Origin of the sequence: Hymenobacter telluris, assembly GCF_017313265.1 — a bacterium.
In the GTDB taxonomy this organism is placed as follows: domain Bacteria; phylum Bacteroidota; class Bacteroidia; order Cytophagales; family Hymenobacteraceae; genus Hymenobacter; species Hymenobacter telluris.
The window spans coordinates 438,214-449,920 of record NZ_JAFLQZ010000001.1 but is presented as its reverse complement, the minus strand read 5'-3'; the positions used below and the strand labels follow the sequence as shown (position 1 = coordinate 449,920).

Below are 11,707 nucleotides of genomic sequence, written 5' to 3'. Positions count from 1 at the left end.
CTGGCGGGGAACCTCACCCCCTAGCCCCCTCTCCTCGGGGAGAGGGGGGACTAGTTTCTAATTTTTAATTCTAAATGTGTATTTGCTGCCTTTTGCTTTAGAAAGCTAAAAGCTAGTTCCCCCTCTCCCCGAGGAGAGGGGGCTAGGGGGTGAGGTCCCCCGTTAGCTTATACACCTTCCCCTTCTTAGCATTGATTTTCAATTCCTTACTTCCATACTTCACCACGCACTCGCCATCGGTTTCCGACTGGATTTCCACTTGCTGCAACTTGCGTTGCTGCCACATCAGGTTGACTACGAAGCCGCCGCGGGCGCGCAGGCCGCGCACCGAGCCGGTGGCCCAGGCAGTGGGCAGAGCCGGCAGCAGGTCGAGGGAGCCAGCGTGGCTTTGCAGCAGCATTTCGGCCATGCCGGCCGCGCCGCCGAAGTTGCCATCAATCTGGAAGGGCGGGTGGGCGTCGAACAGGTTGTTATAGACGCCACCCCGCTCACTGCCCGAGGCGCCTTCGGCGGAAGAAAGCAGCTTTTCGAGGATGCGCAGGGCATGGTCACCGTCGCGGAAACGAGCCCACAGGTTCACCTTCCAAGCTAAGCTCCACCCGGTGCCGTCGTCGCCGCGCTGGAGTAGCGAGGTGCGGGCGGCTTGCGTGGTTTTCGGGTCACTCCAGGGGATATCGGTGCCGGGGAACACGCCCCACAAGTGCGACACGTGGCGGTGGGTATCGGCGGGGTCGTCTTTATCTTCCAGCCACTCCTGCAACTGCCCGTGCTTACCGATTTGGTTGGGGGCTAGTTGCTGCGCTTTGGCGGTGAGTTCCTGCCGTAACTCGGCATCGACGCCCAATACCTGCGCGGCGGCGCTGGTCGTGCGGAACAACTCCCGAATGATTTGGTGGTCCATAGTGGGGCCGGCAACCAGGCCGCCGTGCTCGGGTGAGTTGGAAGGCGTGCTGATCAGCCAGCCAGTGCGCGGTTCCTTTACTAGAAAATCAAGGAAAAACTCCGCCGCCTGCTTCATCATCGGGTACTCACGGCGCAGAAACTCCCGGTCCTGGGTGAACTGGTAATGCTCCCAGATGTGCTGACTCAGCCACGCGCCCCCCGTCACCCAGATGCCGTGGTTGGAGGCGTTGATGGGGGCCGTACCGCGCCACAGGTCGGTGTTGTGGTGCAACACCCAGCCGCGGGCGTTGTAGTGCTGCTTGGCCGTGGTTTTGCCGGCCTCGGCGGCTTCATCAAGCAGTTGAAAAAACGGGGCAGTGCAGGCCGAGAGGTTCAGCAACTCCGCCGGCCAGTAGTTCATTTGCAGGTTGATGTTGGTGGTGTACTTGCTGCCCCACGACGGCGTCAACGACTCGTTCCAGAGGCCCTGTAGGTTGGCTGCCGGCCCACCCTGCCGCGACGACGAAATCAGCAAATACCGGCCATATTGCTGGTACAGCACCAGCAGCGCCGGGTCGGCGGCGGGGCTGAACTGCTTGATTCGCTCGTCGGTGGGCAACCGTTCGTTCGGCGTGTGGCCCAAGTCAACGGAGTAGGTATTGAACAGCTGCTGGTAGTCGCGCACGTGCTCTTTTTCCAGCGCCTCATACGACTTGCCGCTGACGTTGCGCAACGCCTGCGCCGCCAGCTTCTCCGGGTCAGCCGATACGTCCTGGTAGTTCTTGAAATTGGTAGCGGCCGTCAGGTAGAGCGTCGCCTCGTCGGCTCCTATTATCTGGATTTGGTTGTCGGTGACGGTCACTTTGCCGCCTTTGGTTTTCACCCGCAGGTAGCTTACGCCCCGCAGCACTCCGTCACGCACCTGCACGGCTAAAGCCAGCGTATGGTCGTCGAGGCGGTAGATTTTCTGGTTTTTGTGGGGGCTTTGCAGGCGGGCATTCAGGCTGATACGCCCCCCCATACCAGCACTCAACCGGCATACTACAGCGTTACGCGGAGCACTAGCAAAATAATCGCGCATGTACACCACCCCGTTTTGCACGTAATTCGTGTGAGCAACAGCACGGCTAATGTCTAGTTTGCGCAGATAGTAGGTCGCGGCATTCGTTTGCGCGAAATCCAGCAGCACGTCTCCAAATGGCTGATACGATGCCTGGTAGCTCGGGAACAGCGGCGGCTGGTCGTTTTGCACCCAGTACTGCCACGCCGGGTTCAGCGGCACGCCGGTAGCGGGGTCGGCGCCCTCGGGGTACACTACAAATACCGGCTGCTTTTCCTTCACCCCAATCAGGCCGCCTTTGTCGTAGTAGTTTATAACCTGAATGGCCAGCTCGTTGCGGCCGGGGCGCAGCACGGCGGCCGGCACCGTGTAGCGGCGCTTCTTGCTGATGCCCTCGTCGGTACCTACCTGCTGGCCGTTCACGAAGGTTACGTCCGCGTCGCGGATGCGGCCCAGGCTGAGCGTGAGGGGTTTGCCGGCCCAGGCTGCAGGCAACTCGAACGTCGTTTTGAACCACACCACGCCATCCAGACCGTCCAGGCCCAGTCCGGCGCTTTCCCAGCCGTTGGGCATGTTCAGCGTGAGCGGCTTCCAGGAGTTGCTGGCTGCCGTGGCCTGGGCCACCGTGACGGCCTGCACCTGCCGGAGCCAGGCGGCTTGCTCCGCTTTGTAGGTTTCTTCGTGGTCTTGCTGGCCCATGAAGTGCTGCGCGGCCAACGCTTCGGCCTCGGCCTGCTTGCCGGCGGCTAGCAGCTGCCGAATCTGGGGTAGATACTGCGCCGCGCCGGGGCGGGCGTAGGGGCGCGGCCGGCCGGTCCAGAGCGTTGCTTCGTTGAACTGAATTCGCTCCTGCTCCACCCCACCAAACACCATAGCCCCCAGCCGCCCGTTACCCAGTGGCAGCGCATCAGTCCATTTCTCGGCAGGCTTGGTGTACCAGAGCCGCAAGGGTTGCTGCTGCCCCACGCAGGCGCCGGCTGTGAGCCAGCTTAGCAGAAGAAACAGGATGAAGCGTGGGTGGAGCATGGGCGAAATTTTAGAAGCTAGTTCCCCTCCTTTTTTCAAGGAGGGGTGCCCGGAGGGCGGGGTGGTTCAACTAGAGTTAGAAAACTAGAGCTAGATGCCGTTCAACGATTTTACCACCCCTAACCCCTCCTTAAAAAGGAGGGGAACTAGCTCTAGCTTTTACAATCTAGTTCACTATCACCTTTTCCTTCACTTCCGCTTCTTGGCTAACTGGCGCTTTCACGTACTTGAAGTTGTTGTTCTGGAGCACGATGTTGCGGGTTTTGGCGCCTTTCAGCTTCAGGAAGTTCTCGGTGCCGGCGGCGGGGAAGGTGTTGTAGATGAAGGCGTCTTCGGTGTTGGTTAGCTCCACGAGCGGCGTGGTGGCCGTGGGCATGGTGCTACGGAGGCCGTCGAGGCGGAGCTGCTGCACGTTTTCGGCGCGCACGGCGGGGCCGATTTGCGGGTTCACCTGCACGTTGTGGAAGGCAATGTTGCGCGCTTCCTTCACCGTGAAGCCCTGCTTGGCGTCGATGTTGAGGTTGCTGAAGGTCACGTTTTCGATGGGCATTTCGGCCAGGCCGTTGAGGTAGCCGGCCTGGTTGCCCTCGGCGGTGATGTTGCTGAAATGGATGTTGCGGAAGCGCGGCGTGCGCTCCGACACGGGCTCTTCCTTGCTTTTGGCGTATTGCATGTCCAGCACAATCACCTGCTCACGGATGTTCTTCATCACCACGTTGTCCACCCGAATATCCTCTACTACCCCACCCCGCCCGCGGGCGGTTTTGATGCGGATGCCCCGGTCGGTGCCATCGAAGATGCAGTTGGAAATCGTGATTTTCTTCACCCCGCCCGACATCTCGCTGCCAATCACCACGCCGCCGTGCCCGCTGAGCATGGTGCAGTTGGTGATGGTGTAGTTCTCGGCCGGCACGTTCATCTGGCGCCCCGCCCGGTCCTTGCCCGACTTAATGGTAATGCAGTCGTCGCCGACGCTGATGTGGCAGTTGCTGATGTGCACGTTGCGGCACGATTCGGGGTTGATGCCGTCGGTGTTCGGCGACTTGGGGTTGTTGATAGTGACGCCCATGACGGTCACGTTTTCGCAGAACTCGGGGTTCACCGTCCAGAACGGGGAGTTGCGAATGGTGATGCCTTCGATGCGGACGTTTTTGCAGTACATCGGCTGGATGAACGGCGGGCGCATGAAGCCGCGCTCAATCACGCCGGGCTCGTCGGGCTTAATGATGTCTTTGTTGAGGCGGAAGAACTCCTGCTGCCACTTGGAATCCTGACTGGCCCGCGACTTACCTTCCGCAAAATCCCACCACTTTTTGCCCTGCCCGTCAATAATACCGCGGCCCTTGATGGTAATGTTCTCGGCCTTGTAGGCATAAAACAGCGGCGAGAAGCTGGTAATGTCGATGCCCTCGTAGCGGCTGGGCACCATGGGCAGGTAGTCGTCGAAGTTGTCGCTGAAGTAGAGGATGGCACCGGCGTCGATGTCGATGGTGATGTTGCTTTTCAGGTGGATGGCGCCAGTGCGGTACTTGCCCGCCGGGAAGTACACTGTGCCCCCGCCCGCCTTGCTAGCCGCCGCAATAGCCTTTTTGATTGCCTCAGTGGAAAGCTTCGTGCTGTCGTTGCGGGCCCCGTATTTGAGCACGTTGTAGTACTGCTGGGCCTGGGTGGCGGTGCTGAGCAGGAGGAAAATTCCCAGGAAGAACATTAAAACCTTCATACTTATAGCGAATTACCAGCGGCGGCTTGTAGAGACGCATACTTGCGTCTCAATCGTTGCTGAGGTTATTTATTCTGCGTTTTACTTGGGTTGGTGGTTCGACGCACACCGGCCGGAGCCAGCCGTTCAACAACAAGACGCAAGTATGCGTCTCTACACCGTTCGCCCCCCTGTTACAGCTTCGCCGTTACGCGCTTCAGTTCGTCGGCGTGGCCGATTTCCTTGCCGTCGGCGAAGATGCGCAGGCCCTGGCCTTTGTTGTACTTGGTGCCGGTTTTGTCCCAGAGCACGGTGAGCAGGCGGCCGTGGTAGCGCACCTGGTCGAGGCAGAAGTAGTCCCACTTGCCGGCGGGCACAAGGGGGAATACTTCTACCACGTTATCGGGGCGGGGCTTGAGGCCGACCAGGCCGGTGATGATGAGGTCGGCGAAACCGGAGTGGTTGTAGTAGCTGCTGCGCGGGTTGTCGCCTTTCAGCCACTCGCCGTTCTTTTCATCCTGGTACTCCCCGAGGTACGGCTCCCCGTTCTTCTGGTGCGAGGCGGCGTACTTGCGCAGCTCATCGTAGTAGATTTGAGCACTCATGCCATCCTGATTCCTGTACTCAGTGAGCAGGTTGGCGAGGCCTTTCAGGGTTTGGGTGGTGGCGTAGGGCCACACGGCACCATCCCACTCGCAGCCGTGGCCGGAGCCGTGCGTGCGGAAACCGGGGGCGCGCCGCTCGGCCGTGGTGATGCCCCAGGGCGCCTTGAAACCGGCTTCATCGGTGAGTTGAGTCCACTGGTTGGCGTACTTCGGCTCATCGGGGGGCAGCGAGAAGTACCACGGAATGTAGCCCAACTCCTCGCGCCACTCGCAGAGGCCGCCTTTCTCGTACTGCACTTTGTAGAAAGCGGCCTTGTTGTCCCAGAGCGTGGTGTTTACCAGCTGGCGGAGCTGCTCGGCTTTTTGGGCGTATTTGCGTTCCAGGGTGTCGTTTTTGGTGAGTTGGGCCATGGCTGCCAAAGCCTTGGCGTTGCCGTACATGTAGCTGTTGATGGTGGGGCGCACGTTCTTTTCCTTGCGCCCGCCGCTGATGGATTCCTCCATGGCGTCCTTCACATCATACTGCCAAAACATGCCGTTGGGTAGCATCCGCTCCTTTTCCCACAAGCGGTAGTCGGCGGTGAGGGCGGGCAGCACCTCCTGCACGAAGCCCTTGTCGGTCTGCACCTTGTACAGCTCATACACGGCGTCTTGCAGCCAGCTACTGAAGCCGTGCAGCTTGGGCGCGGTGCGTTTGGAGTCCACGTAGAGCCAGAATTTGGTGTACTGGTTCACGTACTGCGGGTCGTGGAGCCAGCGGCCTTCGTTGAGGTGGTGGCCGAGCGCGCTGCTGATGGTGTTGTGGGTGCCGGCGTGCTTCATCGGGGTGATAAACTCCGTAAACACATAGCCGTCAGGGGTTTGCTTGAGATGCTTGCGCATGGTCCACCACCGGTAGTAGTAGGTTTGCTGCAACACCGAATCAGGGCACTCAAACAGCGGTACTTGCGCGGCCATCCAGTCGGCCGTTTGGGCGTTGGGCACCAGGTTGATGACGTCTTCCTTATCCAGCGCGTTGAAACGGGCCACGCTGGCGCGGAGGCCATCGGTAGTTAAAACCGGACGGGCAGACGTGGTTTGGGTGGTTGGCTTCGTGGAGTTGCAGCCGCCCAGCAAGCCCAGCAGCACCAAAAAAGAAGGGATTCGCAGTTGCATAGTCAGTTGGATTTTGGAGGCACTTACGTCACGGCTGTTGTTCTAGCGGGGGGACCTCACCCCCTAGCCCCCTCTCCAAAAGAGAGGGGGAACTAGATTTAGACTTTAGTTTTCTTAAAGCTAGAAGCTAGTCTCCCCTCTCCCCGAGGAGAGGGGGCTAGGGGGTGAGGTCCCCCGCTAGAACAGCTTGGTTGTGTAGCATCTATTACTGAAACAGCCAGTCGATTTCCTTGGCTTGTTCGCCGCTGCTACCCAGGCCTGCGTTGTAGGCCGGCAACGGCTGGCTGGCGTCCACAAAGCCTAGAATCAGGCAGGCACCGCGGCTGAGGTTGAGGGTGTGCGTGCCGGCTTTAAAGGTATAGGCGTGCACATTCACGGGTGGCTGGCCGGCTACCACCAGGCCGTTGGCAATCTTCACGTCGGCCTGGCCGTAGTCGTTGGCGGTGGCGTCGATTTCCAGCTGCGGCGCGGGCAAGTAACGCGGACTTTTCTGGTTGAAATAGCCTACCAGTACCTGTACCGGCTTGGTGGTCGTGAAGCGTAGCTCCGTGCCGTTTTTGCGCTGCTGATTGGCACTCAGCCGCACACCCTTCAGGCCGGCCAGCTCCGGCGCGAGGGCCGTAATCTGCGCTGTGGTATCCGCGAAAACCGCCTGCCCGGCCACTACTGAGTAGGTGCCGGCTTTCGTGAGCAAGGTCACGGGGGCGTTGCGCAGCACTACCAACTTCTGCGAGGCGGGCAGCGCCTTCACGGCTTTCAAGGAGTCGATGCTGTGGCGCAGGTTGGTTAGCTCCCGCTGATACACGGGCAGCATCTCGGCCCAGGTGATGTAGGTGGCATCCACGCCACGCATCGGGATTTTGCGCTGGGCGGTTTGCATGCTGTTGGCGTAGAGGTAGGTGTCTTTGGTGAGGTCCACCATCTTCTGCCAGTGCTGCACGCTGCGTTCCAGCGCGGGCACGGCGGCTTCCAGGTCGGTTACGTTCTTGCTGTACTTGTAGCGCAGCACCTGCAAGGCGGCGCGCACTTTTTCGGCGTAGAAATCGGCCAGCACGGCCTGGCAGTACATGTCGTTTTTGACGCGCGCAAACTCCGCCTGGTTTTTGGTAACCGATGGGGCAGCGCGCTCAATGGCGGCCACAGCGGCTTTGCCGTGCGCCTGCACTTCGTCGGCCACTTGGGGCGGGGTTTCGCCGATGTGCTTCTGCCCTTTGGCTTCCTTTTCGGCATACTCGATAATCATCTCGCCCTCCGGCGCTTCCGACTCATAGAGCAGCGTGAACAGGCCGTAGCGCTTGGGGTTGATGAGCTGGCCCATGAGCATGCCCAAGGTCAGGGTTTGGCGGTTGCCGTCGGTGATGCCGTAGCGGCGCAGCAGTTTCGGCTCGATTTCGCCGGCTTGCTCGTAGGCTTCCAGCACTTGCTTGCCGGCGGCTTCATCGGTGCCGAACAGCTGGCCCAACTCCCGGCCCCAGTAGCTCACCTCGGCCGGCCGGGGGCGGTCGGCTTTCCAGGCGTAGCGCGACCAGGCCTTGTACCACATCCAGTCCCGGTCGATTTGCAGCAGGCGCTCCGGGGCTTTATCGGCCGTGTAGGGCCAGTCCCAGTACGAGGCTTGCGGGTACAAGTGCAGCCCATTGGCGCCGTAGATGCTGTGCATGGCCTGCACCGATTTCTGGATGAAATCGGCCGAACCGTAGCGGAACGGCTCCAGGTTGGCCAGAATGTGCACATTCTCGATGTGCACCGAGTTCATGCCGCTGAGCGTGCGGTGCAGCTCGGCCCAGGAGCCGCGCGGGGTGTAGGTGGTGAGGGCCTCGCCGTTGAACTTAGCTTCGGTGTAGAGGTTCTTATACAGCGGCAGCGCGGCGTTGATTACGCGGGGCGCGTCGGTGTCGTGGGCGCGCAGCACGATGGGCGGCAGCTCGGTTTGACCGGAAGCTTTCAGGCCGTCGAGCACGCCCGGAATGATGGTTTTGTTGAACCAGTCCACGTCATCCTGGCCCACGCCTTCCATGGCCTCGCCCAGCGCCACCATGAGGCCTACGTTGGGATATTTCTCCACGAAGGCGGCAATGGACTTGCGGGTGTAATCGGCAATGAGCGGCACGATGGGCCGGGCGCGGTCCTGGGTTTTGATGTTGTGGTGCTCGGCAAAGGGCTTGGACACGATGATGTTGTAGAACATCTGAATCACCCAGATACCGCGCTTATCGGCTTCCTCGGTCAGGAAGCGGTACATCTCCTCGTTCTTTTTGAAGGTGGCATCGTCCACTTCCACCGCGTAGGGGTAGTCCTTGAGGCGCACCAGGGAGGCAAACGGGTGGCCGTTCCAGAGGTAGAGCGAGTTCATGCGGTTGTCGGCCAGCATGTCGAGGTACTTCACCCACAGGGCTTTATCGTAGAGCCACGGGAACACCTCGGGCGTGTACGGGTACTCGTACACCGTGCGACCGGGCAGGTAATACGGCTTTTGAATGCCGATGCAGGCGCCGCGCATCACCATTTCGGGCTGCTCTTTCAAACTCAGCTTCTCCCCTATTTTGCCTTGGGCTTTCACTTGCTCGGCCAGCTCCAGGCAGCCGTAGAGCACGCCGGAATTATCGGTGCCGCTAATCAGCACGGTGTTTTTGTCGGCTGAGGTGATGGTGAAGCCTTCCTTGCCGGGTGCCTGGCCGGGCGTGGCGTGGTAGGCGGTGGCGGCCTGCGTCAGCAGCGCGTCGGTGGCGCGGCCGATGAGTATCTGGTTGCTTTTGCCGCTGGCTTTGTCCTGCTCGGTGATGCTCACTTTGTAGCCGGCCGCTTGCAGGGCCGCTTGCAGCCGCTCGGCGCCGTAGCGCAGGCGCACGTGGGCCATTTTGGGCAGCACGATGGTGCGCGCCTGGGCGGGCTTCGCGGGAGCGGCCGACGCGCCGAGGGCGGAAAGCAGCAGGCAGCCAAGTAAGAAACAACTAGTTGCAAGGCACTTCCACAGGCTCCAGCGCATCGGCAGATTTTTTCAGTGAAGAGAGTTTTTACCTCATCAAAGGTATACCGCCACCCCAGGCCGGCCTTATATCATCTTCTCTGCCTCTTATAGCATATTGCCACGGCCCCCGGCCCTCCCAAACCCGCTCCTGACGGCGCATTTCAAGCAATTCAGGGCGGCTCCGCAGCAATTTAGCGGTGGCATTACGAAGGCAGTTTCTTCCTTATATAGAAGACAGCCATGCGGCATGGCGCCCCAATAATATGCCGCTTGCAGAATATATTCGTGTAGCTGGGGGCTTGCTGTGCCCTGCAACTACCGCTAAAAAATTGGGTAAGTAGCACCAAACCGCGCCCGGTTTGCGAGCAGTTGCGCCGAATGATAACATCCTACACAGGGTCGAAAAAATGGTATAGGTAGCGCCGCCTTTTGTTTTGCTACTTGGCTGCCATTAAACTCCTTCCCACCTTATGAAAAAATACGCTCGTCCTCTTCTCGGTTTGGCCGTGTCTTTTGCCACGCAACAGGCCGCTCTGGCGCAGTATCCGCAGATTCCGGCTGATGTCCAGAAAGCCACCAACGACATGATGAAAGAGGCCCAGCGGCAATCCGATATTGCCTGGGCCAAGGCGCTGCCCATCATTGAGCGCGACAACAAGAACGGCAAGCCCTACATTCCGTGGGCTGCCCGCCCCATTGATTTGCCCCAGTCGCCGATACCGGCATTTCCGGGTGCGGAAGGTGGCGGGGCGTACTCGTTCGGGGGCCGTGGTGGCAAGGTGTACGTGGTAACCAGCCTGGCCGACAGCGGCCCCGGCTCGTTGCGCGAGGCTTGTGAGCAAGGCGGCGCCCGCATGGTAGTGTTCAACGTGGCGGGCATCATCCGGCTGAAAACGCCACTCATCATTCGGGCGCCCTACATCACCATTGCGGGCCAGACCGCGCCCGGCGACGGGGTGTGCGTGGCCGGCGAATCGGTGTGGCTGAACACCCACGACGTGGTGATTCGCTACATGCGCTTCCGCCGCGGCGAAACCAACGTGGGCCGCCGCGACGATGCCATCGGGGGCAACCCGGTCGGCAACATCATGATTGACCATGTATCGGCTAGCTGGGGCTTGGACGAGAACATGTCGATGTACCGCCACATGTACAACGACAGCACCGGCATTGCCGAGCAGAAGCTGGGCACCGTCAACATCACCATTCAGAACTCCATCTTCTCGGAGGCGCTGGACACCTGGAACCACGCCTTTGGCAGCACGCTGGGCGGCGAGAACTGCACGTTCATGCGCAACCTGTGGGCCGACAACGCCGGCCGGAACCCGTCTATTGGCTGGAACGGGGTGTTCAACTTCGCCAACAATGTGATGTTCAACTGGGTGCACCGCTCCACCGACGGCGGCGACTACCGGGCCATGTACAACATCATCAACAATTACTACAAGCCCGGTCCGCTCACGCCCAAAGATTCGCCGGTGGGCCACCGGATTCTGAAACCCGAATCGGGCCGCAGCAAATTGCCCTATCAGGTGTACGGCCGCGCCTACGTGAACGGCAACATCATGGAAGGCAACGAGAAGGTAACCAAAGACAACTGGAACGGCGGCGTGCAGGTAGAGGAAATGGCCGACGCTGGCAAGTACACCGCCGATATGAAGGTAAACTCGCCGCTGCCCATGCCGCAGATTACCATCATCCCCACCGAAAAAGCCTACAGCTACGTGCTGGAAAACGCCGGTGCCAACCTGCCCAAGCGTGACCCGGTGGACACCCGCATTCTAAAGCAGGTGCGCACCGGCAAAATCGAGTACCTGGAAGGCGTGAAGCTGCCCGACACCCAGTTCAAGCACCGCCGCCTGCCCATCGACTCCTACAAGCAGGGCATCATCACCGACATCAGCCAGGTGGGCGGCTACCCCACCTACGCCGGCCAGCCCTACCAGGACTCCGACAAGGACGGCATGCCCGACGCCTACGAAAAGAAAAACAAGCTGAACCCCAACGACGCCTCCGACGCCACCAAGGTAGCCGGCAAAGACGGCTACACCAACATCGAGGTGTACCTGAACAGCGTGGTACCCGTGAAGGAGGTGAAGCCGTCGTAAGGACTGTATTCGATTTTAGAACGTCATGCTGAGCTTGCCGAAGCATCTCTACCGCAGTGGTAATCAGATTTACTTTGGCGGTAGAGATGCTTCGGCAAGCTCAGCATGACGTTCTTATAGTTTTACTATGCGTGGGGCACCCCGTACAAAACCCCCACTCGTCTGGCTCCCCCTCTCCTTTTTCGGAGAGGGGGCCGGGGGGTG

At 60.2% G+C, this 11,707-nt stretch carries 5 protein-coding genes; 1 reads left to right on the top strand and 4 read right to left on the bottom strand.

Annotated elements, in window-relative coordinates; genetic code table 11:
* Nucleotides 1-142 precede the first annotated feature (142 nt).
* From J0X19_RS01730 to J0X19_RS01715, 4 genes are all read right to left on the bottom strand, one after another.
* Entirely contained in the window at nt 143-2,968 is a 2,826-nt protein-coding gene (locus tag J0X19_RS01730) for a glycoside hydrolase family 95 protein (RefSeq protein WP_206980152.1), read from the bottom strand.
* Nucleotides 2,969-3,134: 166 nt separating this feature from the next.
* A complete protein-coding gene (locus J0X19_RS01725) occupies nt 3,135-4,688 on the bottom strand; it encodes a glycoside hydrolase family 28 protein (protein ID WP_206980151.1) in 1,554 nt (517 codons plus the stop codon).
* Between the two features lie 173 nt (nt 4,689-4,861).
* The gene (locus J0X19_RS01720) at nt 4,862-6,427 is read right to left on the bottom strand and encodes an MGH1-like glycoside hydrolase domain-containing protein (protein ID WP_206980150.1); all 1,566 of its coding nucleotides are present in this window, start codon (nt 6,425-6,427) and stop codon (nt 4,862-4,864) included.
* Nucleotides 6,428-6,632: 205 nt separating this feature from the next.
* Nucleotides 6,633-9,413, bottom strand: coding sequence for an alpha-d-galacturonidase (locus J0X19_RS01715; protein ID WP_206980149.1), 2,781 nt, complete (start codon nt 9,411-9,413; stop codon nt 6,633-6,635).
* A gap of 452 nt (nt 9,414-9,865) precedes the next feature.
* On the opposite strand from J0X19_RS01715, the gene J0X19_RS01710 reads away from it, so the two are divergent.
* On the top strand, nt 9,866-11,503 hold the full coding sequence (locus J0X19_RS01710; protein WP_206980148.1) for a pectate lyase family protein: 1,638 nt from the start codon (nt 9,866-9,868) through the stop codon (nt 11,501-11,503).
* Nucleotides 11,504-11,707 lie beyond the last annotated feature (204 nt).

What these genes read in the sequence shown, in the direction of transcription:
- J0X19_RS01715 (WP_206980149.1), bottom strand. Translation starts at nt 9,413, where the DNA reads ATGCGCTGGAGCCTGTGGAAGTGCCTTGCAACTAGTTGTTTCTTACTT.
- J0X19_RS01720 (WP_206980150.1), bottom strand. Translation starts at nt 6,427, where the DNA reads ATGCAACTGCGAATCCCTTCTTTTTTGGTGCTGCTGGGCTTGCTGGGC.
- J0X19_RS01710 (WP_206980148.1), top strand. Translation starts at nt 9,866, where the DNA reads ATGAAAAAATACGCTCGTCCTCTTCTCGGTTTGGCCGTGTCTTTTGCC.
- J0X19_RS01730 (WP_206980152.1), bottom strand. Translation starts at nt 2,968, where the DNA reads ATGCTCCACCCACGCTTCATCCTGTTTCTTCTGCTAAGCTGGCTCACA.
- J0X19_RS01725 (WP_206980151.1), bottom strand. Translation starts at nt 4,688, where the DNA reads ATGAAGGTTTTAATGTTCTTCCTGGGAATTTTCCTCCTGCTCAGCACC.